We start from the raw sequence: 19280 nt of genomic DNA, 5'->3' as shown, positions 1-19280 counted from the left end.
CATCGAGTGGTCCGCCACGGCCCGCCCGGAGGGTTTGGAAGTAAATTTTCCTTAACGCCAGGGGAAAGCTCGAAGCCCTTCCTCCGGAGTGACGGAGAGCACTCCCCGGCCGTACTACGTTCGCCGCATGCGCAAACCAGCCGAGACGAGCGTCCCCGTCGCGCCGGCCATCGCCGAGCGCTGGAGCCCGCGGGCCTACGACGAGACCGCCGAGATCACCACTGCCCAGCTGACCGCATTGCTCGAAGCCGCCCGGTGGGCACCGTCTTTCGGCAACACCCAGCCGGCGCGCTACCTCGTCGGCCGCCGCGGCGATCCGGTGTTCCCCCGCATCCTCGCGACGCTGAACTCCGGGAACCAGGCGTGGGCGTTCCGGGCGAGCGCGTTGCTGATCGGCGTGATGGTCACCACGAATGAGAAGGGCGAGGTGCCCTACGCCGACTACGGACTGGGTTTGGCGACCGAGAACCTCGTCCTCCAGGCGGTCGAACTCGGCTTGGTCGCACATCAGATGGCGGGCTTCTCGCCGGAGCGGGTGCACGAGGAATTCGGCCTTCCCGAGGACGCGACGGCCCGGGTGGCGATCGCCGTCGGATCCGTCGCCGACCCTTCCGTACTGGCCGACCCGCGCCGGATCGAACGGGAACTGGCCCCGCGGCGCAGGCTGCCGCTCGCGGAGTTCGCCTTCGGCGGCCACTGGGGGTCTCCGGCACTGTGACCGTTTCGTGAGCAATCCGGGGAACCGGCATCCCGCCGTTGAGGTCAGATAGACAGCAAACCGGTCAGGCCACTGAATCGGTGGGATTCTTCTCAAGGAGTGACGAAATGCGTACAGCGATGCCGGTTGCACTGGCTGTTTCCGCGACGGCGATGGCGTTCGCGCTGTCCGGGTGCTCTTCCGAGGACACCCCCGCCCAGCCGATCGCCACTCCCCCCCGCTTCGTCGGCCGCCCCGTCCTCGGCCGCACCGTCCTCCTCGGCCGCCGCTCCCGCCGGCGACGCCGCCTCTGCCGAGTACACCAAGCAGGGCACGAAGCTGAAGATCGGCGAGAAGGCCGTGGTGCCGTTCAAGTCACAGAAGAACACCGGCGCGATCGGCGTGACGGTGACCGGCATCGACAAGGGCGTGGAGGCCGACCTGGCCCCGCTGAAGCTCGGCGACCGGGCCAAGGGCATGACGCCGTACTACATCCAGGTCAAGGTCACGAACGAAACCGGCTCGGACTTCTCGTACAGCTCGCTGGGCCTGATGAACGGCCTGCTCGCGGACGGCACCAAGGGCCCGCATGTGACGGTGATCGGCAAGTTCGAGAAGTGCGACAGCGGGAACTCCGGCAAGGCCTTCACCACGAAGGACGCTTCGTACAACAGCTGCGTGCTGGCGCTGGCCCCGGCCGGTGCGGAGGTCAAGGGGGCTAGCTACAGCGCTAGCACCTACCGGGACCTGGCTCCCAACACTGACTACGGCAAGGACGCCGTGACCTGGCAGTAAGGTTCGGCGCGAGATCGTCGCGGGGGCGTCAGTCATGGACTGGCGCCCCCTTTTCGCGCCCTGGGGAGAACTGATGTCTGGCAGAAGACCGATCGCGTTGGTGGCGGTGTTGGCGTTCGCGCTCTCCGCGTGTTCGAGCACAGCCGACGTGCCACCGCCCGGTACCGCTCCGACTTCAGTGCCAGCCCCGACCTCGACCAGTGCACCCGCGCGGAAGAACATCGCCTACACCAAGCCGGGCACGAAGCTCAAAATCGGCGAGAAGGCCGTGGTGCCGTTCACGACCGGCTCCTCGCCCGTCGGCGCGGTCGGGATCACGGCGACCCGCATCGACCGGGGCACCGAGGCGGAAGTGGCCCAGCTGAACCTCGGCGACGACCTCCCCGGACTGGTGCCGTTCTATGTCCAGGTCACCGTGTCGAACGAGACCGGCGACGACTTCTCCGCCGCCCGGGTGATCGGTATCCGCGGCCTGCTCAAGGACGGCTCCAAAGGACGGATAGGCCTGTCCGCGGACTCGCCGAAGTGCCACAGCGACGCCACCGGCGACTTCACGGCCAAGGGCGCGACCTACGGCACCTGCACGATGGAACTGGCCGTCCCCGGCGCCACGGTGACCGGCGCGAAGTACGACGACGGCTACGCATGGCTGGCCAAGGGCACGGACTACCAGGCAAATCCGATCGGCTGGCAGCCGTGATCCCGGCTCAGGCGCTCATCGTGAGGATTCCTGGGCTCTACGCCGAGGAGCCGCTCCGGCCAGCACCGTCAGCCAACCATCCGCCATCCCGACGCCTGCGTCGAGCAGCGCGGCGGACCTGACCGTTGAAGCTTGGCGACCAAGCCGCCGGACCGCAGCTCGGTCGGCCGAACACCGGCTACGACGAGGACGTGATCGGCTGGCAGCCGTAAAGATCGCTCAGCCGCCCGCGCCCCCGACGCGCCGGATGATCTTCGCCAGGATCCCGGACACGACCAGCCAGAACACCGCCGCGATGCCGTAGTTCACCAGCACGCGCAGCTTCGCGTCGCTCGGCGTGAACAGGTCCTTGAAGCCGAGCGACAGCCCGTCGGCCCAGCTGCGGACGAACGAGACGATGCCGTTGCCCTGGTTGGCCTCGCCGATGACGAAAATCACGTGCAGCACCAGGACCGCGGCGAACAGCAACCCGGCCCAGCGCACCAGCGCCGCGAGGAAGGACACCCCGCGCTCACGAGTGCGCCGCCAGTCCACCGGGGTGCGCTGGGGTCGCGCCTTCGCCTCGGTTTCCTGCGCTTGTTCCGCGTGCTCGCCCATGCCGGGCAGTCTGACACGTCGCTTCGCGGGCCGCTACCCGCTAGTAACAGGTATCAGCCACCCGACGTAACAGTTCGATCGCGGCGGGCGGCTTTCCTTTCGCGGCGCCGGGTGGTTACAGTGACCTCGTGGCTCGTGAACTCCTGCTTCGCTGCCGCGACGGGGCCTGATCTGACCGGCTCCTCGTCGCGGGGCTTTGTGGTGCCGGTCGTCCGCACCGAACCTTTCAGGAGATTTTCCCGCGATGAGCACCGACCCCCGTACCACTAACTCCCGTCTGCGCACGCCCTCTCGTCCCGCGCCCGCCGGACAGCCCTCGTGGAACCCGCAGCGCGGCACGTCCATGCCGGTGCACCGTTACCGCCCCTGGTACGACGTCGTCGAGAACATCGACGTACCCGACCGCACCTGGCCGGACAAGCGGATCGAGCGCGCGCCGCTGTGGTGTGCGGTCGACCTGCGCGACGGCAACCAGGCCCTGATCGACCCGATGTCGCCGGCCCGCAAGCGCAAGTTCTTCGACCTGCTGGTCCGCATGGGCTACAAGGAGATCGAGGTCGGTTTCCCGGCCGCGTCGCAGACCGACTTCGACTTCGTGCGCGAGATCATCGACGAGGGCGCGATCCCCGACGACGTGCACATCCAGGTGCTGACCCAGTGCCGCCCCGAGCTGATCGAGCGCACTTTCCAGGCGCTTGAGGGCGCGCCCCGGGCGATCGTCCACATTTACAACTCGACGTCGATCCTGCAGCGCCGCGTGGTGTTCCGCGAGGAGCGCGAGGGCATCAAGAAGATCGCGACGCAGGCCGCCGAAATGGTCGTCGAGCTGGCGGCGAAGCAGCCGGACACCGACTTCCGCTTCCAGTACTCGCCCGAGTCCTACACCGGAACCGAGCTGTCCTACGCGCTCGAGGTGTGCAACGCGGTCACCGAGATCTGGCAGCCGACGCCGGAGAAGCCGGTGATCCTGAACCTGCCCGCGACCGTCGAGATGGCGACGCCGAACGTCTACGCCGACTCGATCGAGTGGATGAGCCGCAACCTGGAGCGCCGCGATTCGGTGATCCTGTCGCTGCACCCGCACAACGACCGCGGCACGGGAATCGCCGCCGCCGAACTGGGCTACCAGGCGGGCGCGGACCGGATCGAGGGCTGCCTGTTCGGCAACGGCGAGCGCACCGGCAACGTCGACCTGGTCGCGCTGGGCATGAACCTCTACAGCCAGGGCATCGACCCGCAGATCGACTTCTCCGACATGGACGAGATCAAGCGGACCGTCGAGTACTGCAACCAGCTGCCGGTCCCGGAACGCTCCCCGTGGGGCGGCGACCTGGTGTTCACCGCCTTCTCCGGCAGCCACCAGGACGCGATCAACAAGGGCCTCGACGCGATGAAGGACGCCGCCGACAAGAAGGGCGTCCCGGTCGACGAGCACCCGTGGGAGGTCCCGTACCTGCCGATCGACCCGAAGGACGTCGGCCGCACGTACGAGGCCGTGATCCGGGTGAACTCGCAGTCCGGCAAGGGCGGCGTCGCCTACATCATGAAGGCCGAGCACCAGCTGGACCTGCCGCGCCGGCTGCAGATGGAGTTCTCGAAGGTCATCCAGGCCTACACCGACACCGAGGGCGGCGAGGTCGACCCGGCCACCATGTGGCGCGCGTTCTCGACTGAGTACCTGGAGTCGAAGACTCCGCTGGAGCTGATCAAGCAGCGGGTCACCGACAACGGCGGCGGCGAGTACGACCTCGAGGCCACGGTGAAGGTCGAGGGCGACGAGCACGAGATCACCGGCCGCGGCAACGGGCCGATCGCCGCGTTCTTCGACGCACTGTCCACTGTGGGCTACGACCTGCGGCTCCTGGACTACAGCGAGCACACGCTGAGCCCCGGCGACGACTCGCGCGCCGCGTCCTACATCGAATGCGCGATCTCCGACCGCGTGTTCTGGGGCATCGGCGTCGACCCGTCGATCGTCACCGCTTCGCTGCGTGCCGTGGTAAGCGCGGTCAACCGGGCCAACCGCTGACCCGAGCCTGATGCGAGCAGAGCGCCTGGTCGCACTTCTGTTCACGCTGCACCGCAAACGCTCGGGCACCGTCGGGGAGCTGGCAGGCGAACTGGGCGTGACCGAGCGGACGCTGCGGCGCGATCTCGCCGCGTTGCGCGAAGCCGGCGTGCCGCTCTGGAGTGAACCTGGGCGCGGTGGCGGCATCCGGCTCGTCGACGGCTGGCGTTCGCGGCTCGACGGCCTCACCTCGCGTGAGGCCGTCGCGCTGCTGGCCCTCGACGTGCCGGACGCACTCGCCGGGCTCGGCCTCGGCACCGCGGTGGCCGCGGCGCACGCGAAAGTCTCCGCGAGCATGCCCGCGCAGTTGCAGGAACAGGCCCGGACGGTCGCCGGGCGCTTTCACCTCGACGCGTCGGCCTGGTTCAGTTCGCCGGATGACGCGGCCGCGCTGCCCGCGGTCGCCAAGGCGGTGTGGACCCAGCGGCAGCTCGACGTGCGGTATCGGCGGCGCGACAAGGTCGCCCGGCGGACGCTCGATCCGCTGGGTCTCGTGCTCAAAGCCGGAGTTTGGTACCTGGTGGCGCGCGTCGACGCCGACTTGCGGACGTATCGCGTTTCCCGGTTGGCGGCGGTCGCCGAAACCGGGAAAACCTTTGCCCGGCCGGAAGAATTCTCGCTCGCTGATTGGTGGCGCGCGTCGTCGGCGGAGTTCGAGAAGATGCCGCTGCCGTTGAAGGTGACGGCTCGGCTCGACCGGTCCGCGGCGGCTGCGTTGCGGCGGGTTTTCGGGCCGGAGCAGGTGAACGAGGTGCTGGTGTCGCTCGGTCCGAGGGACGCCGATGGGTGGGCCGAGGCCGAGTTCGCCATGGAGGGCAAGGAAGTCGCCGTCGGACAGCTGGTTTCCCTCGGCCCCGGCGTCGAGGTGCTGACCCCGCCGGAGATCCGCGCCGCGGTCGCGGAATTCGGTCAAACGCTGGCCGACCGCAACCGTCGGTGAAGGAACGTCGGCATCAGCGGTAGCCGCTGGCGTCGGCGGGCTTTCCGGGTTCCTGGACCTGCTCGATGTACCGCCACGCGTCCGGACGGCTGCCGTCCACGTCGTCGATCTCGTAGACCTTCGCCAGCTGTCCGCTGGAAACGGTCTGGCCGGTCCAGCGGTGCCGGTCCGCGTCGGCGGCGAGCGCGACGACCGTGCGGCCGGAGAAGACCGGCGATTCCGAGATCACGAAATGCGGCTCGCGGACGGTCGCGTCGCGCCAGTTTTCCTCGGTGACCTCGAAAATCTCCAGCATCGCTTCCGAACGCAGCCAACCCGGGGTGAACGCGATCGCGGTGCAATCGTGCGATTTCAGTTCGGCCGCCTCGCCGACCGCCAGTACGTTGATCGCCGCCTTGGCCAGGTAGTACGGCAGCGACGTGCCTTCGCGGTACTTCTGGTTGTACTCGGCGGTGCCGTCGGTCAGTTCGATCACCAGCCCGCCCGGACGGCGGATCACCAGCGGGAACAGATGGTGGCTGGTGATCAGGTGCGCGTCGAGGGACAGCCGCAGCATCCGCAGGCTGGCCTCCAGCGAATGCTCCCAGACCGGTTTGCCCCACTCCAGGTAGCGGTCGCCGCCCCAGATGCCGTCGACCAGGATGTCGAGGCCGCCGTGCTCGGCGTCGATGCGCTTGGCGAGCGCGGCGACCTCGTCGCTGACCAGGTGGTCGACCCGCAGCGCCATTCCCTTGCCGCCCACGGCTTCAATCCGCTCCAGAGTGTCCTCAATGGTCTCCGGACGGTCCACTTCGGACCGTCCGGCCCGCGTCGTGCGGCCGGTGACGTACACGTACGCCCCGGCCCGGCCCAGCTCGACCGCGATCGCCCGGCTCGCCCCGCGCGTGCCGCCCGCCACGAGCGCGACCTTGCCCGCCAGTTCCCCGCTCATCCCGTTCGCCCCTTTTCTCTCGGTGGACCACCATCGTGCGGGCGAAACCTGACATCCGCTGTCCGGGTTCCAGGAATCTGTGTCCCGGCTGTGCCTTGCTGTGAAGAGCCGGTGATGGGGACTCATCGGCACCGGCGGAGCGGTTAATAGAGACATGGACGCTACGACGACTGGGCTGGTGGTGCTGTTCGTTGTCTCGCTGGTGCCGGTGTTGCCCACCGAGGTGACGCTGCTCGGCATGGGCGTGGCCGCCGCGCAGCACGGGACCTCGCTGGCCGTCGTGATCGCGGTCGCCAGCTTCGGCTGTCTGCTGTCTGACCAGGCGTTGTACGCGCTCGGGCGGTTCGGCGGGGCTCGCGTGCTGGCCCGGCTGGGCCGTCGGCGCAAGCTGGCCGCCGGGCTGACCTGGCTCGACGGGCGCTTGCAACGGCATCCGCGGCCGGTCCTGGTGGTCGCGCGATGGCTGCCTTCCGGCGGGACGGTCGGCGCGCTGCTGGCCGGCTCGTTGCGGTGGCGGTTCACCGAGTTTCTGACCGCCTCCGCAGTTGGGGTGCTGCTGTGGACGTCGTATGTCGCGTTCCTCGGCTACGCCGGCGGGCAACTGGTTGCCGAGCCCGGGCTGAGCCTCGCGTTGTCGCTGACCATCGCGGTGCTGCTGGGCACCGCGATCACGATCGCGATTCGACGGCACGCAGCGCCGAGTACAGCGCCTTGATCAGCGGTTCGTTCTCCGGAGCGGCGGCGGCGGGGAACGGGACCCGGCGGCGGGTGTAGCCGTAGGCGATGCCGTTGCGCGGGTCGGCGAACGCCTGCTGGCCGCCCGCGCCGCTGTGCCCGAAGCTGCCCTGGCCCAGCTCCGGGTAGTACTCGCCGGTGGCGTGGAATCCGATGCCGAATGCTTTGCGCTCGCGCAACACCACGTCGTGGCCGACGGACTGGATCTGCGCGAACTCGGCGGCGGTTTCCGGCTTCAGCAGCGGCGGTTCGCCGTCCAGCGGGCTGATCGCGGCCGCGTACATCCGGGCCAAGCCGCGAGCCGAGGCGACGCCGCCGAACGAGGCCGGGCCGAGCCGCCGGACCTCCGGCAGATTCGGCAGTTCCCCGACCTCCGGGCCGTCCGGGTGGTGCCGGTTGAACGCGATCCCGTTCAGGCTGTTCGCGGCGGGCGGGGCAAGCCGCCGCTCGGGGGTCAGGATCATCGGCTGCGCACTGGCGAATCGCGGCTCCAGTTCGGCGGGGAGGCCGAGGTAAAAGTCCACTGTGTACGGATCGCGGACCCGTTCGGCGAAGTGTTCCTGGATGGTGCGGCCGGTCGCCCGCAGCACGACCTCGCCGCTGAGCGCGCCGACGACCAGTGCGTGGTAGCCGAACGCGCTTCCCGGCCGCCAGAACGGGCGCTGGCGGGCCAGTCGTTCCGCGACGATCCGGTCGTCCGCGAGTTCCGCGCGGCTGAATCCTTCGTCAGCGCCGACCAGTCCGGCTCGGTGCGCCAGGAGTTGCCGCAGGGTGACGTCGGCCGAGAACTCCGGCCAGTAGTGGCGCACCCGCTGGTCAAGGTCCAGCACTCGGTCCTGGACCAGGAGCGCGACGACCAGGTGTGCCGCACCTTTCGTCGCGGAGTAGGCACCGAGCAGAGCATCCCCGTCGACACCGGTCCACAAATCGGCTACTCGCTCACCACGGTGGTACGCCACCAGCTGGGCGGCTCCGTCGGCGACTGCCGCGAACGTGTCCCGCACCTGTTCGAAACCGGGCCGCACGGTGCCCTCGATGTTTGCCATGCCACGACTGTACGCTCATTAGTAACCATTGGTCACTAACTCTGCCTCGGTAGAGTCCTGAGCTATGACCCGACCGCGGCCCGGCCGCCCCGCGCAGCTCGATCGCGAGCGGATCGTCGACGCGGCGTTGTCCGAGGGGAACCTCGACACGTTGACCATGCGCGAACTGGCGGCACGGCTTGGCGTGACGCACGGCGCGCTCTATCGCTGGGTCGCCAATCGGGACGCGCTGTTCGATCTGATCAGCGAGGTAGTGCTGGAGCGGGTGCTTCCGGCGGAAGGACCGCCACGCCGGTCTTGGCGGCCATGGCTCGCACAGGTCGCGTGGGCGATGCACGACCAGTTCCTCGCGGTCCCCGGTTACGCGACCCGGTTATCCCGGCCGCATCGGCACAACGCGGATTCGTTCGGCAAGCTGCGCTCGCAGGTGGTCGCCGCGTTCACGAACGCCGGAGTGCCGCCGGAACTGGCCGAGCAGAGCTGGTACATCTTCATCACGTGCACGGTCAGCTGGCTCGCCGTGCGGGAGAACCCGCTCGACCTCGGTCCGGACGCGCCGCGGTTTGAGCTGTTTCTCGATACTTTGCTGCGCGGGCTTCCGGCCCGGGAACCCGGCTAGGTCGGCAGAGCGGCCACTTCGGCACGCAACTCGTCGATCACCGTCGCGACCGCCGGACGATTCGCGGCACCCGTACGACACACCGCTTCCACCAGCCGCGCCGCCCGGATTCCGGCCAGCGGACGGCCCGCCAAACCACTGCCCCGTCGAGTGTCCATTGTGTACCGGGGCATCAACGCGATCCCATGCCCCGCCGCGACAAGCCGTTCAGTGATCCGGAAATCGTTGATGCGCTGGACGATCTGCGGCCGCACCCCGGTGCGCACGGTCAGCGAGCGCAGGACGTCGTCGACCGGGAAGCCGTGATCCACCGAAATCCAGCGTTCGTCGGCGAGATCGGCCAGTTCGACGCGGCGGTTGCGGGCGAGGCGGTGACCGACAGGCAGGGCGACGTCCAGCGGTTCGCGCAGCAGCGGGACGACGTCGAGGCGTTCGGTGTCGAATTCGGGCGCGTGCTCGTCGCGGTGGGCGACGACAACGTCGTAGTCGGCGACCAGGCCGGGCACCTGCGGCGGGACCATGTCGACGTCGCGGACGTCGACATCGAGGTTTTCGTACTGGTCGATGCGGCGCAGCAGGCCGGGCAGGAGCAGCAGGCCCGCGGATTGAAAGATCGCGATCCGCACGCGTCCGCGCGGGGCGCTGCGGTAGGTGGCCAGCTCCGCCTCGGCCCGGTCCAGTGCGGCCAGCACGTCGTCGGCGCGGGCGACCAGTGCGCGGCCCGCGTCGGTGAGCCGCAGGCCGCGGCCCGCCGGTTCGGTGAGTGCGATGCCGACCTCCGCCTGCAACGCGCGCAGCTGCTGGGAGATCGCCGACGGCGTGCAGTGCAGCGCCCGAGCGGCGGCGGTGACGCTGCCCCGATCGGCGAATTCGCGCAGCGTCCGGAGCCTGCCCAAGTCCATCCGCGCAGTGTATGTGAAGCACTGCTACACAGTCGGTACAGTTTTTCTCGCTGGTGCTTCAAGGTTTGCCTAGGCAGAGTGGCGGCATGGCCATCCGGGACCGTCTGCTCGCTGTGTTCGTCGCCGTCTTGTGGGGCCTGAATTTCATTGCGATCCACGCCACACTCGGCCAATTCCCGCCGATGTTCGCGGGTGCGCTGCGGTTTCTGCTGATCGCGATCCCGACGGTGTTGCTCGTGCCGCGGCCGCGCGTGAAGCTGCGCTACCTCCTTGGCTACGGGCTCGGGTTCGGCACCGGGCAGTTCGCGTTCCTGTTCGTCGCGATGCACCTGGGCATGCCGACCGGGCTCGCGTCGCTGGTGCTGCAGGCGTCCGCGCCGTTCACCGTGCTGCTGGGCGCGGTGCTGCTGCGGGAACGCGTCTCCGGACGGCAGCTGGCCGGGATCCTGCTCGCGGTGGCGGGCATGACCGCGATCGCCTGGCAGCAGTCCGCCCACGCCGCGCTGGTGCCGGTGCTGCTGACCTTGCTGGCCGCGCTGAGCTGGGCGATCGGCAACCTGAGCATGCGCCGCGCGGAGCCGGACAACCCGTTGCACCTGACCCTGTGGATGTCGGTGGTGCCGCCGCTGCCGATGCTGGCGCTGTCGAGCATCTTCGAAGGTCCCGGAGCCGCCTGGCATTCGCTGGCGACGCTCGGCACCAAGACCGGTCTGATCGGCATCGCGGGCCTGGCGTACGTGGTCGTTTTCGGAACAGTCGTGGGCTCGGGCATCTGGACCACGCTGATGCGCCGCAACCCAGCGGGTGTGGTCGCGCCGTTCTCGCTGCTGGTGCCGGTGGTGGGGCTGACGGCGTCGTTCTTCGTCCTCGGCGAGGTGCCGACGGCACTGACCCTGGTCGCCGCGGCGGTGGTGATCGGCGGGGTGCTGCTGGGATCGCTGCGGAGGAAGCCCGCGGTTACACCGGAGGAGCTGCTGCCGGCGTGAGGTCAGGCACTGGGGCGAAAGAGTATCGAAGTCAACAAGTCGAGCGAATGCGCGAGCTGGGAACCTAGCTCGGCGTGCGCCACCGAAGACAGCTGATACGGCCGCAACAGATCGACGATCTCCGCCTGCTTGCGGAGTTCTGGCAAAAAGATGGGCATCGACCGGAGCAGGTCGGAGCTGAAGTACCGAACCGCGGTGCCGACAGCGTTGCGCCGCAACCATTCTTGCGCGTCAGCTCCGTTCAAGTAGTAGACGAGATAGTGCGGGTCGACTTCCGGCCCCGGCCGGAACCCGACACACCCCGGCCCGAGCAGCCAGCCTGCTTCGGCGGATCGCACCAACCCGAACCGCCCTAGCGTGCCTGCCCGTGCGCTGACAACGTCCCGCTCAGCCAGCCGGTATCTGGCATACCGCGCAGCCAAGGCTTCGGGAACGAGGTCGAGTTCGCCGTAGTCGACCTGGTTGTTTCGAATGTTGCGAGGCAGGACTAACGGCGTGCCCGGACTGTCGCCTTGCCGCTTCACGCTGCCTGGGCCGGGAAGAACCTCGCACACTTTGCCGAGGCGCACCCGTTCCCCGGTCACCTTTGCCCGGCCCGAAGACAGCACGGCAGCCGCAGTCGACTCAAGACCGTCGTTCAGCTGGCGTACCTGCTCAGTCAACTCGGCCAGCTCACGGCGCGCTGCGGCAAAGGCGGCAGCCGGGCCGTCTTCCCGGTGCTCCGCCTTCCTGGAGACATACCGTGCGGGCTGAAGGTTGTAGTCGCCCTCCTCAAGCTCCGAATAGGGCACCGCGCGAGAGTAGCCCGGACTGCCGAAAAAGCTGCCCTTCTGCGAACTCGACCAGCGGCGGTGTTCATCGACCGCTCGATCGATCGCCGCCGTTGTCAACCGTCGTGCGGACCGGTCGGCCTCCGCCTCGTCGCTGGCATCGATGAGCAGCACTTCGTCGCCGAACACGTTGCATCCCGGAGCCCGCAGAAGCCAGAGATGAACGGGAATTGCGGTAAAACGGAAGAGCCGGGCAGGCAATGCGATGACGCATTCGACGATGCCATCCTCGATCAACGCACCGCGAATATGCGCCTCGTTCTTGCTGGACGCAGCTCCCGACGGCATGATCACCGCCGCCCGGCCACTCGGCGCGAGTTTCGCGGCAACATGTTGCAACCAGGCGAAATTCGCGTTCTTCTCCGGCGGCTCACCCCACCGCAGGACTCTCTTGTCCAGCTCAGCCGACTTGAGGTTGAACGGCGGATTGGCCAGGATCCGGTCAAAGGTCAACCCCGGAAAGCTGTCCTTCTTCACCGCAAGCCCGGGCTCGCCAAGTTCGGCCTCGACCCCATGCAGAGCCAAGTTCATCCAGGAGGTCGACCAGGACCACTGGTCGCCGGCCTTGCCGAATACCTCGATGGGAACATCGGCGGGAACGCCGGCTATTCGCTCGGCGGCGACAGTCAGCAATTCACCCGACCCGCAAAAGGGGTCATATGCCGAGTACACCGGCTCGTCGCCGAGCAGATCGACCATGAGCCGCGCGACCTCGGGCGGCGTGAACTGCCCTCCGCTTCGGCCTGATTGCCGCCGAGTGAGCCCGAGAAGCACTGAGCCCAGCTGGCCGGCGTTTTCCTTCGCCGGAAACCGGTCCACGAGGTCGACTGCTTTCCGAAGAGCTGGGCTCGATACTTCAAGCACGCGCGTGAACAACAATCGGTCTGCCGCGCCCGGGACCGGTACCGAGATGCCGCGGAGCACCTCCTGCGCTTCCGGCCAGGTTCTGGTGCCAGTCACAGCTTTCCAGTCCGCCGGCTGAGCGGAACGCAAGTACACCAATCCGAGCAGGTAGTCGAGAGCGGCGAAACGGTCAAGCGAATCGAGCATGGACTCAACCGCCTCCCACACCCGGTCAGCAAGGTCAGCTTCGGTCACCGGCCTGGTCTGCGCCGCACCTGAGTCAGGCAGCTGTCCGGGACCGAGGTTTCGGAGAAGACGGTCGCCATAGGTGTAGCCCTCCGGCTCGCCTTCCTTCCGTCGATGGACAGGAATCCGCCGTTCTTTCAACCACTCAGCGACCGCCGGGATCTCGAACAGTTCCTTCCCCCCGATCTTGTGCGGCGGAGGAAATTCCGGCGAGCGGGACCGCCAGTTGCTGAAAGCGCTCGCGTTGACTTCCGCCAGCTTCGCCAGATCCGCCGCGGACCGCATACCCTCCGGGAGGCTCATCGACGTTCTCCTCCCCGCTCGGGCCTTCGGGCAAGGATCGTTTCGACCTGGTCGCGCCTTCGCAACTGCACCAGCACCTCCGGGCACAGGCAGCCGATCAGCCGGAGGATGGTCGCGTGGTCAGCCTCCAGATGCCGATGATGGATCGGCTCGTAGTGCATGATCCGGTTCCGGAACCGGCGCACCTCGTCCAGGTCGCGGTACAGGGCCGACCTGGGCTGCCTGCGGTGCGGAAAGGCGCGGTGCAGCCACGGCTCCCACAGTGACCGGTGGTACTCCTTGCCCACCAGCCACACCCAGAACCCGAAGGAAAGCTCGGCAACCAGATCATCGGGCGTGACCGGTCGGCGCTGCCGGAGCTGCTGCCGAACCTTGTCGGCGGCCTTGCCGACCAACGCGTAGTGACGGTCTTCCAGCGGGGCGACGTCCCACCAGCCCGGGCGGCCGAACCTTTCCACCAGCTGCCGGTGCAAGGCGTTGCGCAATGCCAGTTCCAGGCAGTGCAACGCGGGGTAAAACGCGGCCGACACTTCCACGTTCCACCAGTAGAGGTCGATCGCTGTCGCGCAGTCCCCGTCCATCTTGCGCAAGTACGGCCGAAACCGCGTCGACGACAGAGTCTCGTCGATCCACCTGTGCTGCACGCCCACCTCTTCGTCCCCCTCAGGGCAGCACGAAGATGTGCTACTCTGCTTGTTGTACGCCCCGGGTCGCCCCTGCTTTGCATGCCGCCCGGGGCATAGCTTTGTCTGTGGCCACGCACCCTCGCACGGGGCGGCCGGATCCCCTCGCCGTCTTCAAGGAGACTAGCGGTCTAGCAGCAACCGTGCAAGCACTGCGAGTACACAGATTTTGTGAACACTCGTGTTCGGGCGCGGTACTTCAAACCCGTGAACAGATGACGTGGCAGCGATCAAGACGGAGCCGGACGCAAACCGGCTGGGTCCCGCGCGTTGGCGCAGCACCCAGCCGGGCTTCGAATCCTCCAGCCGCACCGGACCGCCGGGGATTCGCAGTTCTTCAGTCGGTTCAGGCGACCGCGTCGTTCTTCTCCTCCGCCTGCGCGGACGCCGCCGCGTGGCGGGCCATGCGCTTCTTCAGCACCAGCGTCACCACCACGCCGATCACCAGCGCCGCCGCCAGGCCTGCCCACTGGAAGCCCTTCAGCCACTTGTCGGCGACCACGCCGAGGTAGTAGATGAGCGCCGTGGTTCCGCCTGCCCAGACGATGCCGCCCAGTGCGTTCGCGATCAGGAAGCGCGGATAGTGCATGTTCAGCGACCCGGCGAGCGGGCCGGCCAGGATGCGCAGCACCGCGACGAACCGGCCGAAGAACACGGCCCACATGCCGCGTTTGTGGAACATCTTTTCGGCGCTCGCGATGTGCTCGGGGCCGAAGTGCTTGGGGAACTTCCGCCCGGCCCAGGCGAACAGCCGTTTGCCGCCCTTCTTGCCGATCAGGTACCCGATGCTGTCGCCGATGATCGCGCCCGCCGACGCCAGCACGCCGATCCACAGCGGGTTCAGCCCGCTGTGCGACGACGCCAGCAGCGCCGCGCTCACCAGCACGATCTCCCCCGGCAGCGGAATGCCCAGGCTTTCGACCATCACCACCAAGCCGACCAATAGGTAGACCGACAGCGGAGGGATCGCCTCCAGCACGTGGTCGATGTTCACTGCCAACCCCCTTGTGATTCGTGCCTGGTCTCCGCAGGGTACCCAGCTGACGAGCGTTCTCGCGTCCGCCTGGAGTCGGGGGTGGGGTCCGTCTTCAGGCAGGGTTTTTTCGGGGTTTTTCCGACATAACACGCAAAGCGCGCGATTCGAAGTACTCCCGTTCCGGAAGGCTCAAAGTGCGCTCGGCGGCGCGGGCGTAGCAGTCGCGGGCACCTCGCGCGTCGCCGGACAGTTCCAGCAGGTGGGCGCGGACCACGTCGGCCCGGTAGTGGTCGGGATGCTCGGTCGCGTCCAATTCGGCCAGCGCTGCTGCCGGGCCTTCGACGCGGGCGAGCGCGACCAAGCGGTTGAGAGTGACCATCGGGCCGGGGGCGATCTGCCGCAGGAGGTCGTACAGCAGCAGAATCTGCGGCCAGTCGGTGTCGTCGGCCGCCCCGGCTTCGTCGTGCACAGCGGCGATCGCGGCCTGCAATTGGTACGGGCCGACAGGGGTGGTCGCCAGTGCGTGCTCGATGAGCGCACTGCCTTCGGCGATCGCGGACGCGTCCCAGCGCGAACGGTCTTGTTCGGCCAGCGGCACGGGAATGCCGTCCTGGCCGCTGCGGGCGGGACGGCGGGCGTCGGTGAGCAGCATGAGGGCGAGCAGTCCGGCGACCTCGCCCTCAGCAGGCAGCAGGGCGTGCAGTTGCCGGGCGAGCCGGATGGCCTCTGCGGTCAGTTCGACGCGGTTCACCTCGTTGCCGGAGCTGGCGGTGTGGCCTTCGGTGAACACCAGATACAGCACCTGCACTACCGCGGCGACGCGTTCCGGCAGTTCGTCCTCCGGTGGCAAAGCGAAATCCGCACCGCGCAGCTTCTGTTTCGCGCGGCTGATCCGCTGGCCGATCGTCGGCTCCGGGACCAGGTACGCCCGTGCGATCTCGGCCGTGGTCAGGCCACCGACGGCACGCAACGTGAGAGCCACTTGCGACGGGCGGGTCAGCGCGGGATGGCAGCAGAGCAACAGCAGGGCGAGGGTGTCGTCTTGCTGCGGCACGAGTTCGAAGGACGGCGGTTCCAGCGCGGCCACCGTCTCCTCACGACGGATCCGCGCGGCTTCGTTGCGCCACATCTCGATCCGCCGTCGCGAAGCGATCGTGATGAGCCAGGCCTTCGGATTGTCCGGAACCCCGTTCTTCGGCCACTGCACGGCGGCGGCGAGCAGGGCCTCCTGCACCGCGTCCTCGCATGTGCCGAAATCGCCGTAGCGGCGCACGAGCGCGGCCAGCACCTGCGGGATGAGGTCGCGCAGGAGGCCGTCGATCACAGCTCGAAGTCCACGTCGCCGGTCAGCCCCATCACGGGCCGCACCTCGATCGTCGCGAACGGGGCTTCCGGGATCCGCGCGGCGATCTCCAGCGCGCGCGCCTCCGAATCGCATTCCAGCAGGTAGAACCCGGCGAGCTGTTCCTTGATCTCGGCGAACGGGCCGTCGGTGGTGCTCACGCCGTCCGTGCCCACGCGGACCTGCTTCGTCAGCTCCGGCGCGGCCAGCCGCTCGGACACGATCCGCTCGCCGGTGCCCGCCAGCTCCTCGTGGAACCGCTGGTAGGCACGCAGGCCCTCGGCCTTCTGCTCGTCGCTCATCCCCGCCCAGGCCGCGCGCGAGGCCGGGTTGCCATAGATTAGGACCAGATACTTCATCGGGAGGCTCCTCGAAAAGTCTTTCCACCCCAGATGTCGAAGCCGAGCGGACGGCTTCGACGTCCCGGACGAACACCGAGTCCGGGAAAAGGAGAACACAGAATGTCCGAGAACGAGATCCGCGACCTGCTGGCCGAGCGCACCGCCGCGATGCACGCGAAGGACCCGCAGCGGGTCGTCGCGAGCTACGCCGAGACGGCGGTCAAATTCGATCTCGCCCCGCCGCTGCGCACGACCGGCGCTTCCGCGGAGTACATCGCGCGGTGGCTCAGCACCTTCGACGGGCCGATTTCCCACACGTACCACGACGAGGAGATCACCGTGTCCGGCGATCTGGCGGTGGTGGCGGCGCTGGCGAAACTGACCGCGACGCCGCAGGGCCAGAGCGAATCGTTCACGCTGTGGTTCCGCACCACACTTGTCTTGCGGCGCAACGGAAACGACTGGCTGATCGCGCACGAGCACAACTCGACGCCGTTCCACATGGACGGTTCGTTCCGCGCCGCCGTCGATCTTCAGCCCTGAAAAGCCGGGAAGGCCCCCACCCGGTAAAGGTGAGGGCCTTCACCGGCGATCAGAGGATCTCGGCGGCCGAACCGACGTCCGGCGGGCCGAGGTCCGGGTTCAGCGCCCCGGCGTCGACCAGTTCCACCTCGACCTTGTGCGGCTGGATCCGCCCGTCGCGGATGTCCTCCGCGTAGTGGCAGGCCACCCGGTGCCCGGCACCGATCTCGCGCAGCTGCGGGCGATCGGTGTCGCACAGGCTTTCCTGCTTCCACGGGCACCGCGTGTGGAACCGGCAGCCCGACGGCGGATTGGCCGGCGAGGGAAGGTCGCCGGCGAGCAGGATCTGCTCGCGGCTGTCCTCCACCACCGGATCCGGCACCGGGATCGCCGAGAGCAGCGCCCGCGTGTAGGGGTGCAGCGGGTCCTGGTACAGCTGCTCCGACGTCGTTTCCTCGACCAGCGCGCCGAGGTACATCACGCCGATCCGGTCGGAGATGTGCCGGACCACCGCGAGGTCGTGCGCGATCACCAGGTAGGTGAGACCGAGCTCGTCCTGCAGCTCCTCCAGCAGGTTCACCACCTGCGCCTGCACCGAAACGTCCAACGCGGAGACCGGTTCGTCGGCGACGATCAGGTCCGGCTCCACCGCGAGCGCCCGCGCGATGCCGATGCGCTGGCGCTGACCGCCGGAGAACTCGTGCGGGTACTTCCGCAGCGAGGTCTCCGGAAGACCGACCGCGCTCAGCAGCTCGCGCAGCCGTTTCGCGGTCGATTCCTTGTCCTTGTCGAGCCCGTGCGCTCGCATGCCCTCGACGAGGATCGATTCGACCGACTGGCGCGGGTCCAGGCTCGACATCGGGTCCTGGAACACCATCTGCATCCGCCGCCGCGCCTTGCGCAGCTGCTCGCCCTTGAGCTGCGCGACGTCGGTGCCGTCGAACACGACCTTGCCGTCGGTCGGTTCGTTGAGCCGCAGGATCGCGCGGCCGAGCGTCGACTTGCCGCAGCCGGATTCGCCGACCAGGCCGTAGGTTTCGCCGCGGCGGATCGACAGGTCGACCCCGTCCACCGCGAACACGTGGCCCACCGTGCGGTCCACGATGACGCCGCGTTTGATCGGGAAGTGCACCTTGAGGTCGGTGACCTCGAGCAGCATCTCGTCGGTGTTCGCCACCGTCATCGGGTTCCTCCTCCTGCCGCCACGGCGGGTTGCACCGGGTTGTGGCAGCGCAGCAAGCCGTTCCGGTCGGGAACCAGCTCCGGCGAATTCTCCAGGCAGGCCTGTACCGCGTTGGGGCAGCGCGGTGCGAAGGCGCAGCCGCCGTCCCACGGGATGTTGTCGGCCACCGAACCGCGGATCGGCACCAGCTTCTCGCCGCGGCCCTCGTCGAGCCGCGGGATCGAGGCCAGCAGGCCGTGCGTGTACGGATGCCGAGGCTGCGCGAACAGCGAATGCCGTTCCTGGCGCTCCACGATCCGGCCGCCGTAGAGCACGTTGACCTCGTCGCAGAGCCCGGCGACGACGCCGAGGTCGTGCGTGATCATCACCAGCGCGGTTCCGGTGTCCTGCACCAGTTCCCGCAGCAGGGCGAGGATCTGCGCCTGGATCGTCACGTCGAGCGCGGTGGTCGGCTCGTCCGCGATGAGCAGCCGCGGACGACAGGCCAGCGCGATCGCGATCAGCGCGCGCTGGCGCATCCCGCCGGAAAGCTGGTGCGGGTACTCGGAAAGCCGCCGCGCCGGGTCGGGAATGCCGACCTTGTCGAGCAGTTCCGCCGCTTCGATCCGCGCCTTCTTGCGCGGCATGTCGCGGTGACGCTCCAGCACCTCGGTGATCTGCAGCCCGATCGGGATCACCGGGTTCAGCGAGGACAGCGGGTCCTGGAACACCATGCCGAGATCGCGGCCGCGCCGGTCGCGCATTTCGCGGTCGGGCAGGGTCAGCAGGTCGGTGCCCTCGAAGCGCACCGAACCGCTGACGGTGTTGCCGCGCTTGGCGAGCAGCCGCATGATCGCGAGCGAGGTCACCGACTTGCCGCAGCCGGACTCGCCGACCAGCCCGACCGTCTGGCCGGGTTCGACGTCGAAACTCACGCCGTCGACCGCGGTGAACGGACGCTCGCCGCGGCGCTGAAACACGACCTTCAGGTCGCGGACTTCGAGAAGTGCCACGGG

General features: G+C 68.3%; 20 protein-coding genes. 9 read left to right on the top strand and 11 right to left on the bottom strand.

The genetic code is table 11. The annotated features are described in order from the left end of the window. Positions 1-127 precede the first annotated feature (127 nt). The 3 genes from BM362_RS07045 to BM362_RS07035 all read left to right on the top strand — a co-directional run bounded on the left by BM362_RS07045 (position 128) and on the right by BM362_RS07035 (position 2192). Positions 128-718, top strand: a complete 591-nt coding sequence (locus BM362_RS07045) for a nitroreductase family protein (RefSeq protein WP_093572503.1) — start codon at positions 128-130, stop codon at positions 716-718. Between the two features lie 342 nt (positions 719-1060). After that, the gene (locus BM362_RS07040; protein WP_208865109.1) at positions 1061-1492 is read left to right on the top strand and encodes a hypothetical protein; all 432 of its coding nucleotides are present in this window, start codon (positions 1061-1063) and stop codon (positions 1490-1492) included. A 73-nt stretch (positions 1493-1565) separates the two neighbouring features. Next, a complete protein-coding gene (locus BM362_RS07035; RefSeq protein ID WP_143132389.1) occupies positions 1566-2192 on the top strand; it encodes a hypothetical protein in 627 nt (208 codons plus the stop codon). 219 nt (positions 2193-2411) lie between these two features. On the opposite strand, the gene BM362_RS07030 is transcribed toward BM362_RS07035, so the two are convergent. Further along, positions 2412-2789, bottom strand: coding sequence for a hypothetical protein (locus BM362_RS07030; protein WP_067577100.1), 378 nt, complete (start codon positions 2787-2789; stop codon positions 2412-2414). 244 nt (positions 2790-3033) lie between these two features. Between BM362_RS07030 and leuA the strand changes: the two genes are divergently transcribed. Both leuA and BM362_RS07020 read left to right on the top strand, forming a co-directional pair. Next, positions 3034-4818: a 2-isopropylmalate synthase gene (leuA, locus tag BM362_RS07025; protein ID WP_067577102.1), complete on the top strand. Its 1785-nt coding sequence runs from the start codon at positions 3034-3036 to the stop codon at positions 4816-4818. Between the two features lie 10 nt (positions 4819-4828). Further along, positions 4829-5797, top strand: a complete 969-nt coding sequence (locus tag BM362_RS07020; RefSeq protein ID WP_067577104.1) for a helix-turn-helix transcriptional regulator — start codon at positions 4829-4831, stop codon at positions 5795-5797. 13 nt (positions 5798-5810) lie between these two features. Here the strand turns inward: BM362_RS07020 and BM362_RS07015 are convergent, their stop codons facing one another. Next, entirely contained in the window at positions 5811-6728 is a 918-nt protein-coding gene (locus BM362_RS07015) for an SDR family oxidoreductase (RefSeq protein ID WP_067577106.1), read from the bottom strand. A gap of 154 nt (positions 6729-6882) precedes the next feature. On the opposite strand from BM362_RS07015, the gene BM362_RS07010 reads away from it, so the two are divergent. Then, the gene (locus BM362_RS07010) at positions 6883-7443 is read left to right on the top strand and encodes a DedA family protein (protein ID WP_093572499.1); all 561 of its coding nucleotides are present in this window, start codon (positions 6883-6885) and stop codon (positions 7441-7443) included. Here BM362_RS07010 and BM362_RS07005 read toward each other — a convergent pair. After that, complete coding sequence (locus BM362_RS07005) at positions 7397-8509, bottom strand: serine hydrolase domain-containing protein (RefSeq protein ID WP_093572498.1); 1113 nt, start codon at positions 8507-8509, stop codon at positions 7397-7399. The genes BM362_RS07010 and BM362_RS07005 overlap by 47 nt on opposite strands. Before the next feature lie 64 nt (positions 8510-8573). On the opposite strand from BM362_RS07005, the gene BM362_RS07000 reads away from it, so the two are divergent. Then, positions 8574-9128: a TetR family transcriptional regulator gene (locus BM362_RS07000; protein ID WP_067577113.1), complete on the top strand. Its 555-nt coding sequence runs from the start codon at positions 8574-8576 to the stop codon at positions 9126-9128. On the opposite strand, the gene BM362_RS06995 is transcribed toward BM362_RS07000, so the two are convergent. Beyond that, on the bottom strand, positions 9125-10030 hold the full coding sequence (locus BM362_RS06995) for a LysR family transcriptional regulator (RefSeq protein WP_067577115.1): 906 nt from the start codon (positions 10028-10030) through the stop codon (positions 9125-9127). The two genes, BM362_RS07000 and BM362_RS06995, sit on opposite strands and share 4 nt — an antisense overlap. 86 nt (positions 10031-10116) lie before the next feature. Between BM362_RS06995 and BM362_RS06990 the strand changes: the two genes are divergently transcribed. After that, positions 10117-11016 (top strand): EamA family transporter, encoded by a 900-nt coding sequence (locus tag BM362_RS06990; RefSeq protein WP_067577117.1) that lies wholly within the window; start codon positions 10117-10119, stop codon positions 11014-11016. A gap of 2 nt (positions 11017-11018) precedes the next feature. Here the strand turns inward: BM362_RS06990 and BM362_RS06985 are convergent, their stop codons facing one another. The 5 genes from BM362_RS06985 to BM362_RS06965 form a co-directional block, all read right to left on the bottom strand. After that, the gene (locus BM362_RS06985) at positions 11019-13238 is read right to left on the bottom strand and encodes an N-6 DNA methylase (RefSeq protein WP_093572497.1); all 2220 of its coding nucleotides are present in this window, start codon (positions 13236-13238) and stop codon (positions 11019-11021) included. Beyond that, positions 13235-13882: a hypothetical protein gene (locus tag BM362_RS06980; RefSeq protein ID WP_232791512.1), complete on the bottom strand. Its 648-nt coding sequence runs from the start codon at positions 13880-13882 to the stop codon at positions 13235-13237. The genes BM362_RS06985 and BM362_RS06980 overlap by 4 nt, the downstream gene beginning before the upstream one ends. Before the next feature lie 385 nt (positions 13883-14267). Then, positions 14268-14915, bottom strand: a complete 648-nt coding sequence (locus BM362_RS06975; protein WP_067577123.1) for a DedA family protein — start codon at positions 14913-14915, stop codon at positions 14268-14270. A 94-nt stretch (positions 14916-15009) separates the two neighbouring features. Beyond that, the gene (locus BM362_RS06970) at positions 15010-16221 is read right to left on the bottom strand and encodes an RNA polymerase sigma factor (protein WP_067577125.1); all 1212 of its coding nucleotides are present in this window, start codon (positions 16219-16221) and stop codon (positions 15010-15012) included. Further along, on the bottom strand, positions 16218-16598 hold the full coding sequence (locus BM362_RS06965) for a YciI family protein (protein ID WP_093572496.1): 381 nt from the start codon (positions 16596-16598) through the stop codon (positions 16218-16220). Before BM362_RS06965 ends, BM362_RS06970 begins: the two co-directional genes overlap by 4 nt. Before the next feature lie 102 nt (positions 16599-16700). On the opposite strand from BM362_RS06965, the gene BM362_RS06960 reads away from it, so the two are divergent. After that, positions 16701-17123, top strand: a complete 423-nt coding sequence (locus tag BM362_RS06960) for a YybH family protein (RefSeq protein ID WP_208865108.1) — start codon at positions 16701-16703, stop codon at positions 17121-17123. 49 nt (positions 17124-17172) lie between these two features. On the opposite strand, the gene BM362_RS06955 is transcribed toward BM362_RS06960, so the two are convergent. Both BM362_RS06955 and BM362_RS06950 read right to left on the bottom strand, forming a co-directional pair. Further along, positions 17173-18285: an ABC transporter ATP-binding protein gene (locus tag BM362_RS06955; protein ID WP_244287056.1), complete on the bottom strand. Its 1113-nt coding sequence runs from the start codon at positions 18283-18285 to the stop codon at positions 17173-17175. Then, entirely contained in the window at positions 18282-19277 is a 996-nt protein-coding gene (locus BM362_RS06950; protein WP_067577129.1) for an ABC transporter ATP-binding protein, read from the bottom strand. The genes BM362_RS06955 and BM362_RS06950 overlap by 4 nt, the downstream gene beginning before the upstream one ends. Positions 19278-19280 lie beyond the last annotated feature (3 nt).

The sequence above is a fragment of the Amycolatopsis rubida genome (genome assembly GCF_900115345.1).
GTDB classification, from domain to species: domain Bacteria; phylum Actinomycetota; class Actinomycetes; order Mycobacteriales; family Pseudonocardiaceae; genus Amycolatopsis; species Amycolatopsis rubida.
Note: the sequence above shows the minus strand (reverse complement) of the source record. Positions and strands in the feature narration are given on the sequence as shown.

What these genes read in the sequence shown, in the direction of transcription:
- BM362_RS07000 (WP_067577113.1), top strand. Translation starts at nt 8,574, where the DNA reads ATGACCCGACCGCGGCCCGGCCGCCCCGCGCAGCTCGATCGCGAGCGG.
- BM362_RS07020 (WP_067577104.1), top strand. Translation starts at nt 4,829, where the DNA reads ATGCGAGCAGAGCGCCTGGTCGCACTTCTGTTCACGCTGCACCGCAAA.
- BM362_RS06985 (WP_093572497.1), bottom strand. Translation starts at nt 13,238, where the DNA reads ATGAGCCTCCCGGAGGGTATGCGGTCCGCGGCGGATCTGGCGAAGCTG.
- leuA (WP_067577102.1), top strand. Translation starts at nt 3,034, where the DNA reads ATGAGCACCGACCCCCGTACCACTAACTCCCGTCTGCGCACGCCCTCT.
- BM362_RS06990 (WP_067577117.1), top strand. Translation starts at nt 10,117, where the DNA reads ATGGCCATCCGGGACCGTCTGCTCGCTGTGTTCGTCGCCGTCTTGTGG.
- BM362_RS06960 (WP_208865108.1), top strand. Translation starts at nt 16,701, where the DNA reads ATGTCCGAGAACGAGATCCGCGACCTGCTGGCCGAGCGCACCGCCGCG.
- BM362_RS07035 (WP_143132389.1), top strand. Translation starts at nt 1,566, where the DNA reads ATGTCTGGCAGAAGACCGATCGCGTTGGTGGCGGTGTTGGCGTTCGCG.
- BM362_RS07010 (WP_093572499.1), top strand. Translation starts at nt 6,883, where the DNA reads ATGGACGCTACGACGACTGGGCTGGTGGTGCTGTTCGTTGTCTCGCTG.
- BM362_RS06965 (WP_093572496.1), bottom strand. Translation starts at nt 16,598, where the DNA reads ATGAAGTATCTGGTCCTAATCTATGGCAACCCGGCCTCGCGCGCGGCC.
- BM362_RS07030 (WP_067577100.1), bottom strand. Translation starts at nt 2,789, where the DNA reads ATGGGCGAGCACGCGGAACAAGCGCAGGAAACCGAGGCGAAGGCGCGA.
- BM362_RS06955 (WP_244287056.1), bottom strand. Translation starts at nt 18,285, where the DNA reads ATGACGGTGGCGAACACCGACGAGATGCTGCTCGAGGTCACCGACCTC.
- BM362_RS07005 (WP_093572498.1), bottom strand. Translation starts at nt 8,509, where the DNA reads ATGGCAAACATCGAGGGCACCGTGCGGCCCGGTTTCGAACAGGTGCGG.
- BM362_RS07045 (WP_093572503.1), top strand. Translation starts at nt 128, where the DNA reads ATGCGCAAACCAGCCGAGACGAGCGTCCCCGTCGCGCCGGCCATCGCC.
- BM362_RS06995 (WP_067577115.1), bottom strand. Translation starts at nt 10,030, where the DNA reads ATGGACTTGGGCAGGCTCCGGACGCTGCGCGAATTCGCCGATCGGGGC.
- BM362_RS07015 (WP_067577106.1), bottom strand. Translation starts at nt 6,728, where the DNA reads ATGAGCGGGGAACTGGCGGGCAAGGTCGCGCTCGTGGCGGGCGGCACG.